This window comes from Vibrio sp. Makdt (assembly GCF_027587015.1).
GTDB classification, from domain to species: Bacteria; Pseudomonadota; Gammaproteobacteria; order Enterobacterales; family Vibrionaceae; genus Vibrio; species Vibrio chagasii_B.
This window is the reverse complement of the sequence record NZ_JAPPTH010000014.1, coordinates 77,004-99,870: the sequence shown is the minus strand read 5'-3', so window position 1 is coordinate 99,870 and position 22,867 is coordinate 77,004. Positions and strand designations below refer to the sequence as shown.

Below are 22,867 nucleotides of genomic sequence, written 5' to 3'. Positions count from 1 at the left end.
TCTATTCGCATCAACACCTGGTCGTGAAAAATTACGGAATAAATATTGTGGCTAAAAATATCCAAGCAATCCGAGGCATGAACGACTGCCTACCGACTCAATCACCACTGTGGCAGAAAGTAGAAAACGCAGTGAAGAACGTGGTGAGTGCACACGGTTACAACGAAGTGCGTATGCCTATCGTTGAAGAAACAAACCTATTTAGCCGCGCAGTGGGTGAAGAGACAGACGTTGTTTCAAAAGAGATGTACACCTTTGATGACCGTAACGGCGATAGCCTAACGCTACGTCCAGAAGGCACAGCGGGTTGTGTACGTTCATGCATCCAAAACAGCCTTATCAACCGTGATGAACAGCGCCTATGGTACATGGGTCCAATGTTCCGTCACGAGCGTCCTCAAAAAGGTCGCTACCGTCAATTCCACCAATGTGGTGTGGAAGTGTTTGGCCTAGACGGTCCAGACGTTGACGCAGAACTTATCATGATGACTGCGCGTCTATGGCGTGAGCTAGGCATCGACAAGCACGTTCGTCTAGAGCTGAACTCAATCGGTTCTACTGAAGATCGTGCAAACTACCGTACAGCACTTGTTGCTTTCCTTGAACAGCACATCGATGTGCTAGACGAAGATTGCAAACGTCGCATGCACACCAACCCACTTCGTGTACTAGATACTAAGAACCCAGACGTTCAAGCTATCTTAGGTGACGCACCTCGACTTTCTGAGTACTTAGGTGAAGAGTCGAAGCAACATTTTGCTGGTTTGTGTGAACTTCTTGATGCTGTTGGTATCGAATACCAAGTTAACGAGCGTCTAGTACGTGGTTTGGACTACTACAACCGCACAGTATTTGAGTGGATCACCGAAAGCCTAGGTGCTCAAGGTACCGTATGTGGCGGTGGTCGTTACGACGGCCTTGTTGAGCAACTTGGCGGTAAAGCAACACCAGCTGTTGGTTTCGCAATGGGCCTAGAGCGTCTAGTCCTAATGATGGAAACGCTAGAGCTAACAGAAGTTCGTCGCAGTGTTGATGTTTACATGGTTGCGGCTGGCGAAGGCACAATGATCGCGGGCATGCAATTAGCGAATCAATTACGTGATACCGTTGAAGGTGTACGTGTAATGAGCCACTTCGGTGGTGGTAGCTTCAAGAAGCAATTCAAACGTGCAGACAAAGTAGGTGCGGTTGTTGCACTGGTACTTGGCGAAAACGAAGTTGCTGATAATACAGTTGTGCTAAAAGATTTGGTTGGCGGCGAGCAAGAAACCGTGTCTCAAACGGAAGTTGCAGCAAAAGTAGCTGCGCTAATCTAATTAGCCTTAGAGCAAACGCTCATAACGAATACTAACGTCAGCACTATGCTGGCGTTTAAAGAATTAAAGAGGACAGGAAGTGGAACTTTACGATAGCGAAGAGCAGCAGGTTGAAGCCATTAAAGATTGGTGGAAAGAGAACGGTAAAGCCGTAATCTTCGGTGCGGTTATTGGTTTAGGTGGTCTATTCGGTTGGCGCTACTACCAAGACTCAGTAGTTGAGGCGCGTGAAGCTGCTTCAGAAAGCTACACGACAGTGATCTCTGCTTTAGATGCAAAAGGCGTTGATGCTCAATCTGATATTCAAGCTTTTATCGACGCAAACAAAGATGCTGAATACTCAGTACTTGCAGCGATGCAGCTAGCGAAAGTACAAGTACAAGCGGGTGAATTATCTGCAGCACTTGAACAGCTGGAGTGGGCAAAAGCGGCAACTAAGGATGCGGCACTTTCGCCACTACTGACTTACCGTGTTGCTCGTATTAAAGCTGAGCAAGGTGAATTCGATGCTGCTTTGTCAGATCTTGCTGCAGTAACGGACGAATCTTGGAAAGGCCGTGTGGCTGAACTACGTGGTGATATCTCACTTCGTAAAGGCGACACAGACGCAGCATACAGTGCTTACACAGAAGCACAGCAAGCTGTTGATGCGAGCCAAACGCTTCAAATCAAACTTGACGACCTAGCTAAATAAGGCGCTTTGAATGAAGAAGATGTTTCCAAAAGCGGCGTTGTGTGCGATTGCTCTTGGCCTATTAGCTGGCTGTGCGGGTGAAGAAGACACCGTAATCATGGCGCCAGTACCAACGGTAAACAGCGAGTTCACTCCTAAACAGGAATGGTCGACTTCGGTTGGTGATGGTGTTGGTCACTACTTTTCAAAACTGACGCCTGAGCTGGCTTACGACAAAGTGTTTGTTGCAAGCCGTGAAGGTCTGGTTAAAGCGCTGGATCCTGAAACGGGTAAAGAGCTGTGGAAAACAGACCTTGAGAAAGATGTACTGGCTCGTCTGTCTGGTGGCTTAACGGCAGCTTACGGCAAAGTGTTTGTTGGTTCTGAAAATGGCGAAGTAATCGCATTGGATGAATCGACAGGTGAAGAGCTGTGGCGTGTATCAGTAAACGGTGAGGTGCTTGCATCTCCTGCTACTGACAGCAATATGGTATTGGTTCACACTAGCCGTGGCATGATGCTCGCGTTAGACCAAGAGACTGGTGAACAGAAGTGGACAATTAGCACTGAAGTTCCAAGCCTAACACTACGCGGTGACAGTGCACCTGTTGCGGTTTCTGGTGGTGTATTCTGGGGTACGGCAAATGGTCGTCTAGCCGCTGCTATCGTTGACCGTGGTCAGCTGATTTGGCAACAGCCAGTTGGTACACCAAAGGGTGCAACGGAAATCGATCGCTTGGTTGACGTTGATGCCTCTCCAATCGTTCTTGGTGGTACTTTGTACACTGTTGGTATCAATGGTCAGTTGATTGCCATCGACCTGCGCTCTGGTAAGCCTGTTTGGAAGCGTAACTACTCGTCAGCGATTGATTTAGCAAGCGACGGTAGCCGTTTGTTCCTAGTAACCGATAAGGATCACGTGGCTGCAGTTGATGCACGTAGTGGTACAGAGCTGTGGAGCACACCATTGCTAGAAAACCGCTTACTGACAGCACCTGCTATCATTAACGGATACGTTGTGGTGGGTGATACAGAAGGTTATCTACACTGGTTAGATCGCTCAACAGGTGAGTTTGTTGCTCAGCAGTTGGTTGATGACAGCGGCTTTGCTGTAGCGCCAATTGAACTGCCTGAAGGCTACTTAGTGACGACTCGCAACGGCGATGTAAAGAAACTGACGATTAGCCAATAAAAGCGTGATATAATTCACAGTCGGCTCCTGGTTGGTAACAGCCAGGAGCCGTTTTGTTGTTAAAAATTAATAAACCATGTGGTTATAGGTAAGAGTTTAAACTTGCGAACAAGTGCTTACCTATAACTACATTAAGAGAAGAAATTGTAGAGGTTGTTATGGTACCTGTTGTTGCTCTAGTAGGGCGTCCGAACGTAGGTAAATCTACGTTGTTTAACCGATTGACTCGAACTCGTGATGCATTGGTTGCGGATTTCCCTGGCTTAACGCGTGACCGTAAATATGGCCATGCTCAACTTGGTGAGCATGAGTTTATTGTTATCGACACTGGTGGTATCGACGGTACCGAAGAAGGTGTTGAAACTAAAATGGCAGAGCAGTCATTAGCAGCGATCGACGAAGCTGATGTTGTGCTGTTCATGGTAGATGGCCGTGCTGGTCTAACACCATCTGACGTTGCTATCGCGAAGCACCTTCGTCAACTAGAAAAGCCTTCAATGCTTGTAGTAAACAAGGTTGATGGTATTGACCCTGATGCAGCAAGTGCTGACTTCTGGCAGCTAGGTGTAGAAGACATGTACCAAATCGCTGCAGCGCACGGTCGTGGCGTTACTGCACTGATTGATCTTGCTCTAAACCCATTTGCTGAAGCACTGAAAGCTGAGCAGGGTGAAATTAGCGATCTAACAGAATTTGAAGACGAAGAAGCAGAGCAGGTTGATTTCACTGAAGAAGAAGCGGAACAAGAGTTCAAGCGTCTGCAAGATCAACCAATCAAGCTTGCTATTATTGGTCGTCCAAACGTAGGTAAGTCAACGCTAACTAACCGTATCCTAGGTGAAGAGCGTGTGGTTGTTTACGATATGCCTGGTACTACTCGTGATTCTATCTACATCCCAATGAGCCGTGATGAGCGTGAATACGTTCTGATCGATACTGCGGGTGTACGTCGTCGTAAAAACATCAACGAAACCGTAGAAAAGTTCTCGGTTGTTAAAACGTTGAAAGCGGTTGAAGATGCGAACGTAGTTTTACTTGTGATTGATGCTCGTGAGAACATCTCAGATCAAGACTTGAGCTTACTAGGTTTTGCATTGAACGCTGGTCGTTCAATCGTGATCGCAGTAAACAAGTGGGATGGCCTAGATAACGACGTGAAAGAGCGCGTTAAGAAAGAACTAGACCGTCGTTTAGGTTTCGTTGATTTCGCACGTATTCACTTCATCTCGGCACTTCACGGTACTGGTGTTGGTCACTTGTTTGAATCGGTTCAAGAGGCTTACAAGTCAGCGACAACCCGTGTTGGTACGTCTGTCCTAACTCGTATCATGAAGATGGCGACTGATGATCACCAACCACCTATGGTTCGTGGCCGTCGTGTGAAATTGAAATACGCGCACGCGGGTGGTTATAACCCACCAATTATCGTTATCCACGGTAACCAAGTTCGTGACTTGCCAGATTCATACAAGCGATTCCTGATGAACTACTACCGTCGTTCACTAGAAATCATGGGTACGCCAATTCGTATTCAATTCCAGAACAGCGAAAACCCATTTGAAGCTAAGACGAACAAGCTAACTATCTCTCAAGAGCGCAAACGTAAGCGCATGATGAGCATGGTTAAAGGACGTAAATAGTCCTTTTGAATAGATTTGATACCCGAGCCTGTCTCGGGTATTTTTTTAGGCAAAATTTACGTTATCTGATAACCGACCTTGCGAGGAATTATCAGTAAGCGACCTAGACTAGATTCCAAAAGAAGAACGACATGACAACGAGCGACTTGATTACACCAGCAGCAATCACACCGACCATCACCCAATTCTGCCACCAGACTTGGCAGCTTGAGGCAAAAGTTCTGTATGTTGAAAGTGATGAGAGCAAAACCTACTTGATCACTGATGTGACTCCTTTTCATCCTGTTAGCCATATTTGGCCAGATCACCCAGCAGATAAAGGCATCGTTAACCTTGGTGGCGTGCAATATACCGTTGATGATTGCTTAGTTGGCGCGATAGAACAATCTACTGGCAAACTTTATCTAGCAGCAGATATTCCTGTTAAGCGTGATACAGAGGGTTGGGTGTTCGTGGTAGTCCACCAGCTACCTGTATCTGCTTCTACGATAAGTATTAACGAGCAGGTATCGTTGTCGGTTGATAAAGATTATCAAGCAAGCCTTAGCCGTGGCCATAGCGCTGGACATGTCGCTTTCTTAGCGTTGAATAAGGTCTTAGCTGACAATTATTGGCGTAAAGATGCAGACCGCAAAGATCCACTGGGTAGCTATGACTTTAACAGCTACGCTCAAGTAACCAGTTTTGTAACGCCAGAGCTGTGTAAAGACACTTATCGCTTGGGTAAAACCTTGAAGAAGCGCGGTCTTAATGTGGCAGACATGCTGGCGAACCTTGGGGTCATTGAAGCTGATGTTAACGAACTGGTATCTGTTTGGTTAGCACAACCAACAGCAGTGACGATGAGGTTAGAGGGCGAGGCGTTAACAGACTCTCGTTACTGGGAGTGGCAGCTTGATGAATATACTCAGGTCACTATTCCTTGTGGTGGCACACACATTGGAAATACCTCAGAGCTTGGTGCACTGTCCGTTAAGCTGACCCAGCTAGATGACCAAAACATTGAAATGCTGACGCATGTAATTCGATGATTTGAGTAATAGATCGAAATGACTTGTGCTGTTTATTCTGTTTTAAGTTGTTACTTTTAATATAATTAACTGTTTAAAATTGAAATGCAGCACATGTAACTTATGCTTTCGGTGTGTGGTGATATAAATATTCTTTTTGGGGTAGATCGCTGATCAAAATAGATAAAGCGAAAGATCAACCTATGATCTTCGATTGTGTGTCGTGGTAATTAAGTGTGTTATTATTAATCAATAACAAGCTTGCATAAGAACAGGCTGTACCCGATTAAATAATTGAAAGCTTTAGTGAATGGAACAACAATTTTTATTAGAAGGCCACCGAGCAGTCAATAGGTTGCTTCGGAAGCTTGCCCTTGGGATGGATCGCAAGGACTTAAACCGCAAGATCATAGAGCTCACAGAGCAGCTTTTTGGTCAGCGTATGGCTTCAATTTTACTGCTCAACGCTGAGTCTCAGACTTTGCACCTCGAATATGCTCCGAATTTGCCTGATTTCTATAATCAACAGATAGAGGGCGTTGGTATAGGTGTTGGAATTGGTTCGTGTGGTGAGGCTGCTGCGCTTAAAAAAGCAGTGATGGTCTCAGACATCAATACCCACCCTAACTGGGCACCTTTCTTGGCGTTAACAAACCAGGCTAACCTTCATGCCTGCTGGTCTGTGCCAATTCTTTCTTCAAACGGGAATGTACTTGGTACTTTCGCTATATACAGCCAATATGTTTCCGAACCACATGCATTCGAACTTGAGATTTTGGAGCTGCTCGCTTCTCTATATTCGGTAGCATTAGAAAAGTACGAGCTGGAAAACCAGCTTAACTTTTTCGCGAATCGTGATTCTCTTACCCACTGCTTGAATCGTCGTGCTTTGTTCAATGAAGCTGAAAAGGTCTTGGCCAAGCGCTGTTTTGCACAGAAGGTGATGGCGTGTCTGTTTGTCGATGTCGATAAATTCAAATCAATCAATGACACCTACGGTCATAGCTTTGGCGATGATGTGCTATTGGCGGTTGCTAGAGTGCTTGATGATGCTACGACAGCGTGTGCCAAGATAGGCCGTTATGGTGGTGATGAATTTGTGGTGTTCTCTTGTTTTGATGATAAAGATAGCGTTGTTAGCTTCTACCACGGTTTAGAGAAAACACTACAACAAGCGCTTTATATTAATGATGTGCAGTTCTCAGTGAGTGTTGGTCTTGCTTGTGAAAAAGATCCACAGGGGTTAGATCAGTTGATCGCACAAGCTGATAAGAACATGTACCAAATCAAACAAGCTAAATCCAAGCAGTAGTAGATTGTAAAAAGAGTCGTGAATTAGGAAATACTAATGAGTGAAAATATCTGCCCTAAGTGTCAGTCAGAGCTTGGTTGGGACGGACAATACCACTGTGAAAGTTGTCAGGCACATTTTACCAAAGTAGGGTTCTGCCCAGAGTGCAGCAGCCAGTTAGAAAAACTTCAAGCTTGTGGTGCCGCGAGCTATTTTTGCAACGGTGACTGTAACGAGCTTAAATCTAAGTCGAGAGTAAAATTCGAGTTTCAAGCTGCGGACTAGCTTGAAAGCGAGAAGGTTAAGTACCGCAATCCATACTATTTAATAGAGGCCCAATACCTATGTATTGGGCCTTTTTTGTGCCCACTCTGGGGTTATGTATCATCTTGGGTCATTCTTATTGTCACTGCACCAGTATGAAACATAGTTACATGGTTGCTATGCACGCTATTGGTGTGGTTTGTTTTAAAATTCATTTAATACAATCACTTATGTTTTTAATGGTTACTTATTGAGTTTGGCACTCTTCTTGTAACTCTGTAATTGAATAACAAAAATACAATTATGGAGTACTATCATGAACAAGGTGTTCAATTTATCGCTAGCTGCACTGTGTACAACACTTTCATTTTCTTCTGCATCAGTGTTTGCGGCTGACGAGACCATAAAGGTCGGCGTTCTACATTCACTATCTGGCACCATGGCGATCAGTGAAACCACACTGAAAGATACCGTGTTAATGCTCATCGAAGAGCAGAACAAAAAGGGCGGCTTGCTAGGTAAAAAGCTTGAGCCTGTAGTCGTTGACCCTGCATCAAACTGGCCGCTATTTGCAGAGAAGGCCCGCGAGCTGATCGAAAAAGAGAAAGTCGATGTGGTGTTCGGTGGTTGGACATCGGTATCACGTAAATCCATGCTGCCTGTCTTTGAAGAGCTCAATAGCATCCTTTTCTACCCAGTACAGTATGAAGGTGAAGAGTCGTCGAAAAACGTTTTCTACACTGGCGCAGCGCCAAACCAACAAGCAATTCCTGCTGTGGATTACTTGATGGAAGAGCTGGAAGTTGAGCGTTGGGTTCTAGCAGGCACGGATTACGTTTACCCACGCACCACCAACAAGATCCTTGAAGCCTACCTAAAAGATAAAGGTGTCGCAGAAGAAGACATCATGATCAACTACACGCCATTTGGTCACTCTGATTGGCAGTCTATTGTTTCAGATATCAAGAAGTTCGGTGAAGCGGGCAAGAAAACCGCTGTCGTTTCTACTGTGAACGGCGATGCGAACGTTCCATTCTATAAAGAACTGGGCGCACAAGGCATTTCATCTGAAGACATCCCAGTTATTGCATTCTCTGTTGGTGAAGAAGAACTGTCAGGTATGGATACCGAACCACTGGTTGGTCACCTTGCGGCTTGGAACTACTTCATGAGTGTTGATACTGAAGCCAATGAAGAGTTCGTTGAAACGTGGCAGTCATTCATCAAGAGTGAAAAGCGTGTCACCAACGACCCAATGGAAGCGCACTATGTTGGCTTCAATATGTGGGCGCAAGCGGTAACCAACGCGGGCACAACCGATCCTGAATCTGTGCAAGATGCCTTGATTGGCGTGTCTGTTCCTAACCTTTCGGGCGGCTACTCAACCATGCTGCCAAACCACCACATCACTAAACCAGTCCTGATCGGTGAAATCCAAGACGATGGTCAATTCGATATCGTTTGGGAAACCACAGGTCTCGTTGCGGGTGACGCTTGGTCGAGTTACCTACCTGAATCAGCGAAGCTGTTCTCTAGCTGGTCTAAGCCATTCTCATGTGGTGCGTTTAACGTCGAAACCAAGAAGTGTTCTGGCGGTAACTAGAGCGTTAATTTAGGAACATTGAGCCTCCTTGTTTGCGAAGAAAGCATCTGTGTAAGAGGTGTAGCAAACGGAAGGCTCATCGTTTCAACTAACAATAATTCTCCACATGTCCACTGAGCAAAAATAACAATATCTAGCTAGGTGGATTAAGGAAGCAGGGATGAAAAACGTATTGAACGTACTTAAGGCGCTATTGCTTATGGCAGTCAGTGCTCAGTTGGCTTTTGCTGGAATAACGGATGAAGCTAGCTTTACCAAGGCGCTAGTTGGTAAGAAAACATCGGATAAAGAATTAGCTATTGATTGGGTGATTGAGACGCAAACGGAAGATGTGTCGAAACCTATTCTGGATGGTTGGTTAAACGGAAACCTTTACTATTTTAGTGACAAACAGAGCGAGCAATACAAACAGCTCTACCTCATTCAAAGCATCAAAACAGCGACGTCAGCTCAGTCGGTATGGGATGATTCGACGCTGAATATCGAGAATGCGAGACAGTTTAAAAAGGTTCGCGTGAATAACAAACTTCGTGGGATCTTACGTGGTGAAATTGCCTCGATTGGCTTAAACAGTAGCAATCCAGATGTGCGTTATCAGGCGGTCTCTGATCTATTGGGAACCAAAGATGCCGATATCATTAACCGCCTGTCCGAGCTGAGAGCAAATGAGCCCGAGACTAAGGTCGCTGATCTCATGGACCTCTCACTCGCGATTTATACTTCTCTGGATAGCAGTGCTGCTACACAAGCTCGTGTGGCTTCAATTGAACGAGTTGGCGAGTTCAAACAATCCGTCGTGCTAAAGACGCTAAACCAACTGCTCAACAGCGAGCAAGATCCAAAAGTATTGGCCGCGGCAGAGCGTGCTCTTGATAGCTATCAACAGAGCCAAGCACTGTACTCGGGCGTTGAGACCGTATTCTTCGGCTTGAGTTTAGGTTCGGTATTAGTGCTGGCGGGTATTGGTTTGGCGATCACCTTTGGCGTAATGGGCGTGATTAACATGGCCCATGGCGAGCTGATCATGATTGGCGCGTACACCACCTATGTATTGCAGTTGTTGATGCCGAATCACATCGGTTTAGCGCTGATTCTCTCTATTCCGGCTGCATTTATTGTGTCTGGTCTGGTCGGCATTGCGATTGAGCGCAGTGTGATTCGTCACCTCTACGGTCGCCCATTGGAAACCTTGCTCGCGACCTTCGGTATCAGCTTAATCTTACAACAAGCTGTTCGCTCTATTTTCTCTCCATTGAATCGTTCAGTGAGCACACCTGAATGGATGTCTGGCGCACTGCAATTGAACCCAATGTTGTCTCTGACCTACAACCGTTTATATATCATCTTGTTCTGTGGTTTGGTGTTTATGGGCTTGTTGATGGTTCTTAAGAAAACGCCGCTAGGTTTACAGGTTCGTGCGGTTTCTCAAAACCGTGGTATGGCGCGTGCGATGGGGATTCGTTCTGAACGAGTTGATGCGATGACCTTCGGTTTAGGTTCTGGCGTTGCCGGTGTTGCGGGTGTGGCACTGTCTCAACTGACGAACGTTGGCCCGAATATGGGGCAGGCGTACATCATCGATTCTTTCATGGTGGTGGTGTTCGGCGGAGTCGGCAACTTGTGGGGAACACTCGTCGCAGGTCTGAGTCTTGGTTTGTTCAATAAGATCTTAGAGCCATGGGCTGGCGCAGTACTCGCCAAGATTTTAGTACTGGTTTTCATCATTCTATTTATTCAAAAACGCCCACGCGGATTGTTCCCGCAACGTGGTCGTGCGGCTGAAGGTTAAGGACAACATCATGCAGTCTAAATCATTTGTACTTTCGGCGATGCGTGGTGACAAAGGTGGGCAACTGACCATCCTTGCCATTCTTGCAGCCGTGATTCTTATCCCACTGGCTAACACCATGTTGCCAAGTGGGCATCCACTTCATGTTGAGACTTTTACTATCTCACTGATGGGCAAATACCTGAGCTACGCAATGTTGGCGTTGGCACTCGATCTTGTATGGGGCTATCTCGGAATACTGAGCCTAGGCCATGGCGCTTTCTTTGCACTTGGTGGTTATGCGATGGGCATGTACCTGATGCGTCAGATTGGTGACCGTGGGGTTTATGGTGATCCTATCCTGCCTGATTTCATGGTGTTCCTTGATTGGTCTGCGTTGCCGTGGTTTTGGCAGGGCTTTGATCAGTTCTGGTTCGCTTGTCTTATGGTGGTGTTGGTGCCGGGCGCATTGGCTTATTTGTTCGGTTATTTGGCTTTCCGCTCTCGCGTGTCTGGTGTTTATCTTTCGATCATGACTCAAGCATTAACTTACGCCTTGATGTTGGCGTTCTTCCGCAACGAGATGGGCTTTGGTGGCAATAACGGGCTTACGGACTTTAAAGACATCATCGGCCTGAGTTTACAGAGTGATGCGGTCAAGATTGGTCTGTTTGTCGCGACGGGTATCTCGCTCATTCTCAGTTACATCGTCTGTCGCATGGTAGTGACCAGTCGATTGGGGCGTGTGGCACTGGCGATTCGTGATACCGAGTCTCGCACTCGCTTTATGGGTTACGACGTCGATGGCATCAAGCTATGGGTATTTGTACTGTCTGCGGTTATCGCAGGTATTGCGGGTGCTTTATACGTTCCTCAAGTCGGCATCATCAACCCTGGAGAGTTTGCACCGCTTAACTCGATTGAGATTGTGGTTTGGGTTGCCTTGGGCGGTCGCGCCACTCTGTTTGGTGCCATCGTTGGTGCGCTGATCATCAACTACGCCAAGAGCTGGTTTACGGTCGAGTTCCCTGAGGTGTGGCTTTTCGCTCTCGGTGGTCTATTCGTTCTCTCGACCATGTACTTCCCACAGGGTGTGATTGGTTTTGTCAGTGAAAAGTGGCAACAGCTACGCAAAGCATCGAATTCACAAGACGCAGGACAAGAGCAGGATGATCAGCATGAATCTAAGGAGGTGATCGCATGACTAAATTCAACAGCGTGAAGGAATCGGTTCAGGCGTTCACTCGTCGAGATGAAGTCTTCGATTACCTCAAGCCCGATATTCATCCCGCGATCGATACCCGTCATAACGTGCTGCTGTATGTAGAAGGGGTGAATAAGAACTTCGATGGCTTCCAAGCGATTAACGACCTCAATCTCTACATCAAAGAGGGCGAACTGCGCTGCATCATCGGCCCTAATGGCGCAGGTAAAACCACCATGATGGACATCATCACCGGGAAAACTAAGCCAGATACCGGAGAGGTGTGGTTAGGTTCGAACATCAATCTACTCAAGATGAACGAAGCTGAAATTGCTAATGCAGGTGTTGGGCGTAAGTTCCAAAAGCCGACCGTGATTGAATGTTTAACCGTGTGGCAGAACCTTGAGTTGGCGATGGCGGGCGATCGCTCTGTGTGGGCAACTTTCACCGCCGTGATGTCTGGTGAGCAGAAAGACAAACTCACCTCGGTACTAGAGCTTATTCACCTCAAAGACGAAGCGGCAAACTTAGCGGGCAATCTGTCTCACGGACAAAAGCAGTGGTTAGAGATCGGTATGTTGCTGATGCAAAACCCTAAGCTGTTGCTGGTGGATGAACCCGTTGCAGGTATGACTCACCAAGAGATGGACCGCACCTCTGAACTTCTTAACTCGCTGGCAGGTAAGCACTCGGTGGTTGTAGTTGAACACGATATGGATTTCGTTCGTTCGATTGCTAGTCACGTCACCGTGCTTCATCAAGGTCACGTGTTGGCAGAAGGCACAATGGATCAAGTGCAGGCTCACCCTGAAGTTAAACAAGTTTATCTCGGAGAATAGGATGTTAGAGGTTAAATCAGTTAATCAATATTACGGTGAGAGCCACACGTTATGGGATTTGGATATGCAGATCCCAGAAGGAAAATGCACGGTGTTAATGGGGCGCAACGGTGTCGGTAAAACCACCTTGCTGCAATGCATTATGGGGTTGGTGAAGGTTGAAAGCGGTGACATTTCTTTATCGGGTGAGTCACTTTTGAAAACCGATGCCGAGGACCGCCCACGCCAAGGGATCGGCTATGTACCACAAGGTCGCCAGATCTTCCCAATGCTCACTGTTCAAGAAAATCTAGAGGTCGGTTTACCGATTCGTAAAAAGGGTGACCGCAAGATCCCTGAATTCATCTTCGATATTTTCCCAGTGTTAAAAGAGATGCTGCATCGTCGCGGTGGTGATTTATCGGGTGGCCAGCAACAACAGCTAGCGATTGGGCGTGCGCTGGTGGTTAATCCAAAGCTATTGATCTTGGATGAGCCGACGGAGGGTATTCAACCCAATATTGTGCAAGAGATTGGCGACATCATTCGCATGCTTAACGAGAAAATGGGGCTCACGGTTCTGTTGGTTGAACAGAAGCTGCCGTTTGCAAGAAAGGTCGGTGACCGTTTTTGTATTCTCGACCGTGGACGCCAAGTGGCAGAAGGTGAAATGACAGGGCTCGATGAGTCCTTGATAAAGGAGTACCTAACCGTATGAATTCTGTCTTTTCTCCGAATGAAGTAAGCAAGGCTTCTTTAGTAGAAGCACTGTCTCTGAATGAGACCATCGAACAAGATATTCGTGATGGTTGGCAAGCGAGTTTAAACCTCACTTTTGTCGATCGCGGTGATAAAACCGTATTAAAGAATCGTCAGCAGTCTGGTCCGCTTGCGGTGCAACGCCCCCTGTATCCTGATGGGGAAACGTGTCACACCTACTTACTCCATCCCCCCGGCGGAGTGGTAGGTGGTGACACTCTCAATATTAACGTGAATCTTGAGCACGGTGCTCACGCGTTGATTACTACACCTGGTGCGACCAAGTTCTATCGTTCCAACAACAAGTACGCCAAGCAGAAGCAAACCTTACGTGTGGAGAAAGGGGCTCGCTTGGAGTGGATGCCGCAAGAGAACATTTTTTTTCCGAATGCACATGTTCGACTCGATACTGAAATACGCCTAGAAAAGGGTGCACAGTTTTGGGGTTGGGAGATGCACTGTTTTGGACGGCCTGCACAGAATGAGGGATTCGAGCATGGTCACCTTGTCGGGAAAACGGAAATCTATCTTGATAATCAACGGCTTCTTACGGAAGGATTTAATTTTCACGGTGGTGATAAGTTGATGATAAATATGGGGTTACTTGACTATTCTATGATGGGAACCTTTTATCTCACCTCAAATGAGAAGCAAGATTTAGAGTTGGTACAGAGCTTGCTCTTATCTATTACACAGCAAGCTTCACAGCAATCAGACTCATCGAAAATGTCGAGTGACCCCACATTAATATTGGGCGCGACACAAATAGAAGGATTGATTGTGGTGCGAGCCTTGGGTAATTGGAGTGAAGATATTCTCCAGGCCTTTGGTCAGATATGGCAAGCAACTCGCTCTCATTTGTATGGTACGACTCCTGATTTACCAAGGATTTGGGCGACTTAGCGATTAGCCCTATTTGTACCGAGGGTGACTTCCGGCCCTCGGTACATTTTTTCAAGCTTGCTGTGACTGAATCCCACTTACTGCTCATGCGTTTCTGAGCAATAAGAAAACAACACTAACAGCGGGCGGCTAAATGGAATTAACACCAAGAGAAAAAGATAAGCTACTTATCTTCTGCGCAGGAATGCTGGCACAGCAGCGCAAACAAAAAGGCTTAAAACTCAACTACCCCGAATCTATTGCACTGATCAGCAGTGCCATTCTAGAAGGTGCCCGTGAGGGAAAAACCGTTTCGGAACTGATGGATTTTGGACGCACACTGCTTACCGTCGATGACGTTATGGAGGGGATCCCTTCCATGATCCCAGATGTACAAGTCGAAGCGACTTTCCCCGATGGCACCAAATTGGTGACCGTTCATGAACCTATCGTTTAGGGAGAAGTAGTATGGCTGGTTCAACCAAACAATATTCAGGCTTAGTTCCCGGGCAAGTCGAAACCGCTCCGGGCAACATTACTTTAAATGAAGGTCGAGACACGACGTCGGTTAAGGTGCAAAACATTGGCGACCGTCCTGTGCAAATTGGCTCTCATTACCATTTCTATGAAGCAAACCCTTCTTTGATATTTGACCGAGAAGCCACTAAAGGGTTTCGACTCAATATCCCGGCAGGTACTGCCACCCGTTTTGAACCGGGTCAGTCACGTAGCGTCGAGTTAGTGCGTTACGCAGGTAAGTTAGAGATTTATGGCTTCCAAGGAAAGGTGATGGGCAAGCTCTAAGCGCTCTTATAGAAAGAATTAAAACAACAAAGGATTGATCATGGCGACGATATCCAAACAGGCTTATGCCGAAATGTTTGGGCCTACAGTTGGTGACCGAGTGCGTCTTGCAGATACCGATTTATGGCTAGAAGTTGAAAAGGATTACACCGTATACGGTGATGAAGTGAAGTTTGGCGGCGGTAAAGTGATTCGCGATGGGCAAGGGCAAAGCCAGCGTCCAAGTGCCGAAACGCCAGACTTGGTGATCACCAACGCGATTGTATTGGACTACTGGGGCATTGTAAAAGCCGATGTCGCCATCAAAGATGGCCGAGTTCAAGCATTAGGCAAAGCAGGCAACCCAGATGTTCAGCCGGGCGTCGATATAGTCATTGGTCCGGGCACGGAAATTTTGGCAGGTGAAGGTTCGATCCTGACGGCTGGCGGTATCGATTCACACATTCACTTTATCTGCCCACAACAGATTGAAGAGGCGCTGGCGTCGGGTGTGACTACCATGATAGGTGGTGGTACTGGGCCAAACACAGGCACCAATGCGACGACCTGTACACCGGGTCCGTGGAACATGCACCGTATGTTGGAGTCACTCGACCAATTCCCCATGAACTTTGGTTTACTCGGCAAGGGCAATGCGAGCCAACCTGAAGCATTGCGTGAACAAGTCGCAGCAGGTGCTGTGGGTTTGAAGTTGCACGAAGACTGGGGAACAACACCCGCATCAATCGATACTTGCTTAAGTGTTGCCGATGAGATGGACGTACAAGTGGCGATTCACACAGACACCTTGAACGAGTCTGGCTTTGTTGAATCGACCCTTGGTGCCATCGGTGATCGCGTAATTCATACCTATCACACCGAAGGGGCGGGTGGTGGTCATGCTCCCGATATTATCCGCGCTGCAGGTGAGCCGAACGTTCTGCCTTCTTCTACCAACCCGACACGACCTTACACGGTCAATACAGTTGATGAGCACTTGGATATGTTGATGGTGTGTCACCACCTTTCTCCATCGATTGCTGAAGATGTCGCGTTTGCTGAATCGCGTATCCGCCGTGAAACCATTGCTGCCGAAGACATTCTTCATGATCTTGGCGCGTTTTCGATGATCGCCTCTGACTCGCAAGCAATGGGGCGCGTAGGCGAGGTGGTGACTCGAACTTGGCAAACCGCACACAAGATGAAAGTGCAGCGTGGCAGCCTAAAAGAAGATTCCGACTACAGCGATAACTTCCGCCTAAGACGTTATGTCGCTAAGTACACCATCAACCCAGCGATTACGCACGGTATGGCGCATGAAATCGGTTCGATTGAAGAAGGAAAACTGGCAGATTTAGTGCTTTGGAAACCAGCTTTTTTTGGGGTGAAACCAAGTGTGATTCTGAAAGGCGGCATGATCGCGATGGCACCGATGGGCGACCCTAATGCCTCTATTCCAACACCTCAGCCCGTTCACTACCGTTCTATGTTTGGTAGCTATGGCAAGGCGTGTCAGAACACATCGATGCTATTTGTTTCCAAAGAAGCCAAGGCACAGAACATCGATAAGCAGTTGGGACTAAAGAGCCTGATTGGTGTTGTGAGCAACTGCCGAAACATCAGCAAGGCTGACATGAAGCTGAACGACTGGATGCCGAAGATTGAGGTTGATTCTCAGACGTATCAAGTACGCGCTGATGGTGAACTGCTGACGTGTGAGCCGGCTGAAGAACTGCCAATGGCACAGCGGTATTTTCTATTCTAAGCCTTTGACTAAAGAATCTTATTTTAGTGACCCTATTTTGAACGTTATAAATCTCACAAGGAGATTGAGGTAATAGCATGATTGAACTTACTCAAATTCAAGCCGAGTTGAACACGGCTCCAGATGGCTTTCTAAGCCTACCGATCGATAGCCGCATCAAAAGCCGTCTTAAGGTGACATTGGATGATGGCCGTGATGCAGGGTTGTTTCTACCACGCGGTCATATTTTGCGTGGCGGGGAACAATTAACTAGTGAGTGTGGTTTAACGGTTGAAGTGAAAGCGGCGCCGGAAACCGTGTCGACTGTTTACTGTGAAGACTCGCATCTGTTAACTCGTGTTGCTTACCACCTTGGTAACCGACATGTGCCACTGCAAGTGGAAGCGGGCTGGGTGCGTTATCAACACGACCATGTTTTGGACGAAATGGTTGAAGGTTTGGGTGCAACAGTGACTACTGAAAAGCAACCCTTTGAACCTGAAGGTGGCGCTTATGGTGGTCGCTCTGGCGGTCATCACCACCATCACTAATCGAGTCATTTGAGACACATTAATTTATAAACACAACAACGATAAGAATAACGCAAGGATTACGCGATGAACTTTAAAACAGCAGCAGGCTTAACAACATTCACAATCGCTTCGCTAACAACACCAACATTGGCTTTCGCTCACCCAGGGCATGATCACGGTTCTCACTCATTTTTATCTGGCTTAACACACCCAGTAACTGGCGTTGACCATCTTATTATGCTGGTGGCATTTGGTATGTTGATTGGCGCGCTCTCTTATTCAAATAAGGTTAAATCCGCTTTAGTCGGTGGTGGTCTTGTCTCTCTTATGGTGGGTTTATTAGTCGGTAAAGCGTTGGGCTTCTCTGTGGTTGTCGAGCCAGCAATCATCGCTTCTTTGTTCGCGGTAAGCCTGTGCTTGTGGCATGTATTCTCTCCGTCAACAACCAAGGTTAACAGCGTACTGGCGGTTTCAATCGGCTTCCTATTCTTCCACGGTTATGCACACGGCGTTGAAGCAGCATCTGGCCTCGCACAGTTTACTGCGGGTATGGGTATCACGGCATTTAGTCTGATTGTTGCTGGCTACTTCGCGGGTAAAGCATTGTATTCAAAATGGGCTTCAGTGGGTGTTGCTTCATTGAGCGCGCTGTTTTTGATGGCGGCTTAAATTGCTCAAAAGGAGATAAGCATGCAAGCAACAGCGAATGTCGCGAGCTATCGCCTATTTCAATTGATCAGTCCGTCGCTGCCGATCGGTGGTTTCACCTACTCTCAAGGTTTAGAACTAGCGATCGAAGCTGGGTGGGTGACCGACCGTAGCAGCATGGAGCAGTGGCTAAATACCATCGTCAGCTCCAGTGTTGCGACTTTGGAACTGCCGATCTTAGAGCGCCTTTATCATGCTCTAGAAAAAGGTGAACTCGATGAGATTGAGCATTGGTGTAATTACTTGTACTCAAGTCGTGAAACCAGTGAATTACGAGCAGAAGAAAAGCAGCGTGGGCTGGCGCTAAACACCTTGCTAAAGCGATTAGATATCGATATTTCGGAAGTGGAGTCGATTGATAGCCACCCAAACCAGCTATTAGGAATGTGTATCGCAGCTCAACACTGGAACATTGATTTGGAAAGCCTCAAGCAGGGCTATCTATGGAGCTGGCTTGAAAATATCGTTACTGCAGGCGTCAAGTTGGTGCCTTTAGGGCAGACCGATGGGCAGTTAGCACTGATTAATATCACCAATACCTTTCCTGACGTGATTGAAAAAGCACGCGCGATGGAAGACTGGATGGTGGGCAGCTTCTCGCCATCAATGGCACTAGCGAGCTCGCTGCATGAAACACAATACACACGACTATTTCGTTCATAACGCAACGAGATAGTAAAAAGAATATAAGGAACAAGACTATGGAAAGTTATAAGCAACCGCTTCGAATTGGTATCGGTGGCCCGGTAGGCTCAGGCAAAACCGCACTGCTTGAGGTGCTGTGTAAAGCAATTCGCGACAAGCTCAATATTGCGGTCGTGACCAATGACATCTACACCCAAGAAGATGCAAAGATCCTCACCCGTGCTGAAGCTTTAGAACCTGATCGTATTATCGGTGTTGAAACGGGCGGTTGCCCACACACCGCGATTCGTGAAGATGCGTCGATGAACCTTGCAGCCGTTGAGGAACTGGCTAAGTTGCACAAAAATCTTGATGTGGTGTTTGTTGAGAGTGGCGGCGATAACCTGAGTGCGACGTTCAGCCCAGAGCTTGCCGACCTGACTATCTATGTTATCGATGTGGCGGAAGGGGAGAAGATCCCACGTAAAGGCGGCCCAGGTATTACACGTTCGGATCTGTTGGTGATTAACAAGATTGATTTGGCACCTTATGTTGGCGCGTCGCTAGAAGTGATGGAGCAAGACACGCAACGTATGCGTCCAACCAAGCCGTTTGTGTTTACCAACCTCAAAGAGAGCAAAGGGCTAGACACCATCATCGATTTTATCGTGACCGAAGGTATGCTCACTCTTAAAGAGCCAGAGAAGACAAGCTAGTCATTCGCAGCTCCTGATTATTTCCCCCATAAGTAAAAGCCCTATCAAATCTGATAGGGCTTTCTAATATAGTGCGGTTTTGCGGTTTTGCGGTTTTGCGGCTTACGCTTTTGCTGTTTTCTGGGTCACTTGCGATTCAATCACGCCATCTTCCACCTGAGTGGTGATCACTTCACCGACTTCGACATCGTTAATCGATGACACAGTCTTGCTCGAAGCTGAATGAGTAATGCTGTAACCACGCTTTAGGGTTGCCAGTGGACTAACGGTCTCTAACTTCTCGGCAGCCATCGCTAGCTGGTGGCGAGTGGTGAGCAGTGTCTTATCCATCGCATCTAATAGCTTTTGCTCTGAACGTTGCAGATGCAGTTTTTGTTCACCCAAGCGCTTAACAGGCGAGTTCAACTGAAGCTGATGCTGCTTACGTTCGACACGCTGTGCATGCTGTTTTAGGTATTGAGCCATACCGCGACGCAGACGCATATCTAGATCATCAAGTTGCTGGCTTTGCTTTTGCAGTTGGTAGCTTGGATGTTGTCTTTCTAAGCGGTGTTTCAATGCTTGAGTCGATTGCGCTTGCTTGATTAACACATGGCGAATCGCACTGACTAAGCGAGCTCGTTTAGAGGCAAAAGCTTGCTCTTTATGACTGTTGTCACGGCTAACCAATTCAGCCGCAGCTGATGGAGTAGGGGCGCGCATATCGGCAACGAAATCAGCGATAGTAACATCCACTTCGTGACCAACGGCGCTGATGATCGGGATTTGGCTTGCGGCAATAGTGCGAGCAACGATCTCGTTGTTGAAGCACCATAGGTCTTCCAGTGAGCCGCCACCACGGCCGACGATTAACACATCACACTCATTACGCTCATTGGCACGTCCAATCGCCTGAGCAATCTGAATCGCCGCCTCTTCGCCTTGAACCATGGTTGGGTACACCACCACAGGTAACGAAGGATCACGGCGCTTAAGTACGTCCAAGATATCGTAGAGAGCTGCACCGGTTTTAGAGGTGACAACACCAACGCGCTTTGGATGCTCAGGAAGAGCTTGCTTACTCGATTGAGCGAACAGCCCTTCAGCGGCAAGGTTCATCTTCAGCTTTTCAAATTCTTGCTGAAGTTTACCGTCACCTTCTGGCTGCATACTTTCGATGATAAGTTGATAGTCACCGCGTGGCTCATAGAGAGACAGGCGAGCTTTGACTAATACTTGATTGCCGTTCTGAGGCTTAAAGGTGACTCGGCGGTTATTGCCACGAAACATGGCGCACTTAACTTGAGCGCGAGAATCTTTAAGGGTGAGGTACCAGTGACCAGAGACAGGTGCAGAGAAGTTTGAGATTTCACCAACGAGCCACACTATTCCCATTTCGTTTTCTAATAGGAGACGAACCTCTGAGTTGAGGCGAGAAACAGTAAAGATGTTTGGATTAGTCATAGAAGCACTATCTTTCCTTGCAGGAAGGTCTTTCTTGTAATCTCACAGGGCGTGAGTATGGAAGATAGCGGCAATATAATACATATCAAGGGGGTAAATGCAAATTAAAAATACAAAAATGTGTAGCCAAGCGATTTCCCCGTGCGTATAATCCCTCCGCAATATCTAATCCAAAGCACTTCATTATGCGAAACGATGAAGTCGGATTTTTCTTTCTACTCCTCAATTGTGAGATATTGCAAATGCTAAGAATTGCCAAAGAAGCGCTGACATTCGATGACGTACTACTCGTGCCAGCTCACTCCACTGTTCTCCCAAACACAGCTGATCTTCGCACTCAGTTGACTAAAAACATTTCACTGAACATCCCTATGATTTCTGCGTCGATGGATACCGTGACGGAAGCTCGTCTGGCTATCGCACTCGCGCAAGAAGGTGGCATTGGCTTTATCCACAAGAACATGTCTATCGAGCAACAAGCTGAAATGGTTCGCCAGGTTAAAATTTACGAAGCAGGTGTGGTTTCTCATCCTGTAACTGTAAGCCCTGACGCAACGATTGCTGACGTTGTTGCCCTGACTGAGAAGCACGGTTTTGCTGGCTTCCCTGTAGTGACTGAAACAAACGAACTGGTTGGTATCATTACTGGCCGTGACGTTCGCTTTGTAACAGACCTTTCTAAGAAAGTTGACGTAGTAATGACGCCTAAGTCGCGTCTAGCTTCTGTTAAAGAAGGTGCAACTCGCGAAGAAGTTCAAGAGAAAATGCACGAAGCACGTGTTGAAAAAGTACTTGTTGTAAATGATGACTTCCAACTAACAGGAATGATCACTGCAAAAGATTTCCACAAAGCAGAACGTAAACCAAACGCTTGTAAAGATGAGCGCGGCAGCCTACGTGTAGGTGCAGCTGTTGGTGCTGGTGCTGGTAACGAAGAGCGTGTTGCTGCTCTTGTTGAAGCTGGCGTAGACGTTCTACTTATCGACTCTTCACACGGTCACTCTGAAGGCGTACTTAACCGTATCCGTGAAACTCGCGCTGCATACCCAGATCTACAAATCATTGGTGGTAACGTAGCAACTGGCGCTGGCGCTCGTGCTCTAATCGAAGCGGGTGTAAGTGCAGTTAAAGTTGGTATCGGCCCTGGTTCTATCTGTACAACTCGTATCGTTACTGGTGTTGGTGTTCCTCAAGTAACAGCAATCGCAGACGCAGCGGAAGTTGCAAACGAATACGGTATTCCAGTAATCGCAGATGGCGGTATCCGTTTCTCTGGTGATATCTGTAAAGCTATCGTTGCTGGGGCATCTTGTGTGATGGTTGGTTCAATGTTCGCGGGTACTGAAGAAGCACCAGGTGAGGTTATCCTTTACAACGGTCGTTCTTACAAGTCTTACCGTGGTATGGGTTCTCTTGGCGCTATGTCTCAAGGTTCTTCTGACCGTTATTTCCAATCTGACAACGCTGCAGACAAGCTTGTTCCAGAAGGTATTGAAGGTCGTATCGCATACAAAGGTCGTCTAAAAGAGATCGTTCACCAACAAATGGGTGGTCTACGCTCAAGCATGGGCCTAACAGGTTCTGCGACGATTGAAGACATGCGTACTAAAGCTGAATTTGTTCGTATCTCTGGTGCGGGCATGAAAGAATCTCACGTACACGATGTTCAAATCACTAAAGAAGCACCTAACTACCGTTTAGGTTAATAATACGTCCAAACGTTTGAATAATGTGCTGATTATGTCGGCACATTATTTTATCTAAAGCCTGTTTTGTTTAGAGAGTGATTCTCACAAAACATCGGCTTACAGATATCCAACGAAAACGTTTGCTTTATTTCTTGAAGAGTTAATCAGAGGTGAGTAAACTCGCCTCCGTTTGATCACATAGCCAATA

22 protein-coding genes are annotated in these 22,867 nt (G+C 47.0%); 21 read left to right on the top strand and 1 reads right to left on the bottom strand.

Features of this window, described 5'->3' with window-relative positions; translation table 11 throughout:
* The first annotated feature begins 47 nt into the window (after window positions 1-47).
* From hisS to ureG, 20 genes are all read left to right on the top strand, one after another.
* Entirely contained in the window at window positions 48-1,316 is a 1,269-nt protein-coding gene (gene hisS, locus OH460_RS17465) for a histidine--tRNA ligase (RefSeq protein ID WP_061033297.1), read from the top strand.
* Between the two features lie 79 nt (window positions 1,317-1,395).
* The gene (locus OH460_RS17460; protein WP_008222763.1) at window positions 1,396-2,010 is read left to right on the top strand and encodes a YfgM family protein; all 615 of its coding nucleotides are present in this window, start codon (window positions 1,396-1,398) and stop codon (window positions 2,008-2,010) included.
* 10 nt (window positions 2,011-2,020) lie between these two features.
* On the top strand, window positions 2,021-3,181 hold the full coding sequence (gene bamB / locus OH460_RS17455) for an outer membrane protein assembly factor BamB (RefSeq protein WP_061033296.1): 1,161 nt from the start codon (window positions 2,021-2,023) through the stop codon (window positions 3,179-3,181).
* A gap of 158 nt (window positions 3,182-3,339) precedes the next feature.
* Entirely contained in the window at window positions 3,340-4,821 is a 1,482-nt protein-coding gene (gene der / locus OH460_RS17450; protein WP_004740325.1) for a ribosome biogenesis GTPase Der, read from the top strand.
* Window positions 4,822-4,952: 131 nt separating this feature from the next.
* On the top strand, window positions 4,953-5,852 hold the full coding sequence (locus tag OH460_RS17445) for an alanyl-tRNA editing protein (RefSeq protein ID WP_269998993.1): 900 nt from the start codon (window positions 4,953-4,955) through the stop codon (window positions 5,850-5,852).
* A gap of 289 nt (window positions 5,853-6,141) precedes the next feature.
* Window positions 6,142-7,143 (top strand): sensor domain-containing diguanylate cyclase, encoded by a 1,002-nt coding sequence (locus OH460_RS17440; protein ID WP_061033294.1) that lies wholly within the window; start codon window positions 6,142-6,144, stop codon window positions 7,141-7,143.
* A 36-nt stretch (window positions 7,144-7,179) separates the two neighbouring features.
* Window positions 7,180-7,407, top strand: coding sequence for a zinc ribbon domain-containing protein (locus OH460_RS17435; protein ID WP_116870062.1), 228 nt, complete (start codon window positions 7,180-7,182; stop codon window positions 7,405-7,407).
* Window positions 7,408-7,702: 295 nt separating this feature from the next.
* The gene (gene urtA, locus OH460_RS17430) at window positions 7,703-8,989 is read left to right on the top strand and encodes an urea ABC transporter substrate-binding protein (RefSeq protein WP_105059082.1); all 1,287 of its coding nucleotides are present in this window, start codon (window positions 7,703-7,705) and stop codon (window positions 8,987-8,989) included.
* A 160-nt stretch (window positions 8,990-9,149) separates the two neighbouring features.
* Entirely contained in the window at window positions 9,150-10,778 is a 1,629-nt protein-coding gene (gene urtB, locus OH460_RS17425) for an urea ABC transporter permease subunit UrtB (RefSeq protein ID WP_269998992.1), read from the top strand.
* Between the two features lie 10 nt (window positions 10,779-10,788).
* Complete coding sequence (urtC, locus tag OH460_RS17420; protein WP_269998991.1) at window positions 10,789-11,961, top strand: urea ABC transporter permease subunit UrtC; 1,173 nt, start codon at window positions 10,789-10,791, stop codon at window positions 11,959-11,961.
* Window positions 11,958-12,800: an urea ABC transporter ATP-binding protein UrtD gene (urtD, locus tag OH460_RS17415; protein ID WP_105059085.1), complete on the top strand. Its 843-nt coding sequence runs from the start codon at window positions 11,958-11,960 to the stop codon at window positions 12,798-12,800. Before urtC ends, urtD begins: the two co-directional genes overlap by 4 nt.
* A gap of 1 nt (window position 12,801) precedes the next feature.
* Window positions 12,802-13,497, top strand: a complete 696-nt coding sequence (gene urtE / locus OH460_RS17410; RefSeq protein ID WP_008222775.1) for an urea ABC transporter ATP-binding subunit UrtE — start codon at window positions 12,802-12,804, stop codon at window positions 13,495-13,497.
* Complete coding sequence (locus tag OH460_RS17405; protein WP_269998990.1) at window positions 13,494-14,441, top strand: urease accessory protein UreD; 948 nt, start codon at window positions 13,494-13,496, stop codon at window positions 14,439-14,441. The genes urtE and OH460_RS17405 overlap by 4 nt, the downstream gene beginning before the upstream one ends.
* Window positions 14,442-14,574: 133 nt before the next feature.
* Window positions 14,575-14,877 carry an urease subunit gamma gene (gene ureA / locus OH460_RS17400; protein WP_004735119.1) on the top strand — a complete coding sequence of 101 codons (303 nt, stop codon included), beginning with the start codon at window positions 14,575-14,577 and terminating at the stop codon, window positions 14,875-14,877.
* An 11-nt stretch (window positions 14,878-14,888) separates the two neighbouring features.
* Window positions 14,889-15,224, top strand: coding sequence for an urease subunit beta (locus tag OH460_RS17395; protein WP_116870064.1), 336 nt, complete (start codon window positions 14,889-14,891; stop codon window positions 15,222-15,224).
* Between the two features lie 40 nt (window positions 15,225-15,264).
* The gene (ureC, locus tag OH460_RS17390; RefSeq protein ID WP_269998989.1) at window positions 15,265-16,968 is read left to right on the top strand and encodes an urease subunit alpha; all 1,704 of its coding nucleotides are present in this window, start codon (window positions 15,265-15,267) and stop codon (window positions 16,966-16,968) included.
* A gap of 77 nt (window positions 16,969-17,045) precedes the next feature.
* Entirely contained in the window at window positions 17,046-17,498 is a 453-nt protein-coding gene (ureE, locus tag OH460_RS17385; RefSeq protein WP_061033284.1) for an urease accessory protein UreE, read from the top strand.
* A gap of 66 nt (window positions 17,499-17,564) precedes the next feature.
* Window positions 17,565-18,149, top strand: a complete 585-nt coding sequence (locus OH460_RS17380) for a HupE/UreJ family protein (RefSeq protein WP_269998988.1) — start codon at window positions 17,565-17,567, stop codon at window positions 18,147-18,149.
* A gap of 21 nt (window positions 18,150-18,170) precedes the next feature.
* Window positions 18,171-18,851: an urease accessory protein UreF gene (locus tag OH460_RS17375; protein WP_269998987.1), complete on the top strand. Its 681-nt coding sequence runs from the start codon at window positions 18,171-18,173 to the stop codon at window positions 18,849-18,851.
* A 38-nt stretch (window positions 18,852-18,889) separates the two neighbouring features.
* Window positions 18,890-19,528, top strand: a complete 639-nt coding sequence (gene ureG / locus OH460_RS17370; RefSeq protein WP_008222792.1) for an urease accessory protein UreG — start codon at window positions 18,890-18,892, stop codon at window positions 19,526-19,528.
* 102 nt (window positions 19,529-19,630) lie between these two features.
* On the opposite strand, the gene xseA is transcribed toward ureG, so the two are convergent.
* A complete protein-coding gene (xseA, locus tag OH460_RS17365; protein ID WP_105059091.1) occupies window positions 19,631-20,971 on the bottom strand; it encodes an exodeoxyribonuclease VII large subunit in 1,341 nt (446 codons plus the stop codon).
* Window positions 20,972-21,213: 242 nt separating this feature from the next.
* Between xseA and guaB the strand changes: the two genes are divergently transcribed.
* Entirely contained in the window at window positions 21,214-22,677 is a 1,464-nt protein-coding gene (guaB, locus tag OH460_RS17360; protein ID WP_061033280.1) for an IMP dehydrogenase, read from the top strand.
* Window positions 22,678-22,867 lie beyond the last annotated feature (190 nt).

Bases quoted from the DNA above. Each gene is read 5' to 3' on its own strand.
- bamB (WP_061033296.1), top strand. From the start codon at position 2,021: ATGAAGAAGATGTTTCCAAAAGCGGCGTTGTGTGCGATTGCTCTTGGC.
- der (WP_004740325.1), top strand. From the start codon at position 3,340: ATGGTACCTGTTGTTGCTCTAGTAGGGCGTCCGAACGTAGGTAAATCT.
- OH460_RS17445 (WP_269998993.1), top strand. From the start codon at position 4,953: ATGACAACGAGCGACTTGATTACACCAGCAGCAATCACACCGACCATC.
- OH460_RS17440 (WP_061033294.1), top strand. From the start codon at position 6,142: ATGGAACAACAATTTTTATTAGAAGGCCACCGAGCAGTCAATAGGTTG.
- OH460_RS17435 (WP_116870062.1), top strand. From the start codon at position 7,180: ATGAGTGAAAATATCTGCCCTAAGTGTCAGTCAGAGCTTGGTTGGGAC.
- urtA (WP_105059082.1), top strand. From the start codon at position 7,703: ATGAACAAGGTGTTCAATTTATCGCTAGCTGCACTGTGTACAACACTT.
- urtB (WP_269998992.1), top strand. From the start codon at position 9,150: ATGAAAAACGTATTGAACGTACTTAAGGCGCTATTGCTTATGGCAGTC.
- urtC (WP_269998991.1), top strand. From the start codon at position 10,789: ATGCAGTCTAAATCATTTGTACTTTCGGCGATGCGTGGTGACAAAGGT.
- urtD (WP_105059085.1), top strand. From the start codon at position 11,958: ATGACTAAATTCAACAGCGTGAAGGAATCGGTTCAGGCGTTCACTCGT.
- urtE (WP_008222775.1), top strand. From the start codon at position 12,802: ATGTTAGAGGTTAAATCAGTTAATCAATATTACGGTGAGAGCCACACG.
- OH460_RS17405 (WP_269998990.1), top strand. From the start codon at position 13,494: ATGAATTCTGTCTTTTCTCCGAATGAAGTAAGCAAGGCTTCTTTAGTA.
- ureA (WP_004735119.1), top strand. From the start codon at position 14,575: ATGGAATTAACACCAAGAGAAAAAGATAAGCTACTTATCTTCTGCGCA.
- OH460_RS17395 (WP_116870064.1), top strand. From the start codon at position 14,889: ATGGCTGGTTCAACCAAACAATATTCAGGCTTAGTTCCCGGGCAAGTC.
- ureC (WP_269998989.1), top strand. From the start codon at position 15,265: ATGGCGACGATATCCAAACAGGCTTATGCCGAAATGTTTGGGCCTACA.
- ureE (WP_061033284.1), top strand. From the start codon at position 17,046: ATGATTGAACTTACTCAAATTCAAGCCGAGTTGAACACGGCTCCAGAT.
- OH460_RS17380 (WP_269998988.1), top strand. From the start codon at position 17,565: ATGAACTTTAAAACAGCAGCAGGCTTAACAACATTCACAATCGCTTCG.
- OH460_RS17375 (WP_269998987.1), top strand. From the start codon at position 18,171: ATGCAAGCAACAGCGAATGTCGCGAGCTATCGCCTATTTCAATTGATC.
- ureG (WP_008222792.1), top strand. From the start codon at position 18,890: ATGGAAAGTTATAAGCAACCGCTTCGAATTGGTATCGGTGGCCCGGTA.
- xseA (WP_105059091.1), bottom strand. From the start codon at position 20,971: ATGACTAATCCAAACATCTTTACTGTTTCTCGCCTCAACTCAGAGGTT.
- guaB (WP_061033280.1), top strand. From the start codon at position 21,214: ATGCTAAGAATTGCCAAAGAAGCGCTGACATTCGATGACGTACTACTC.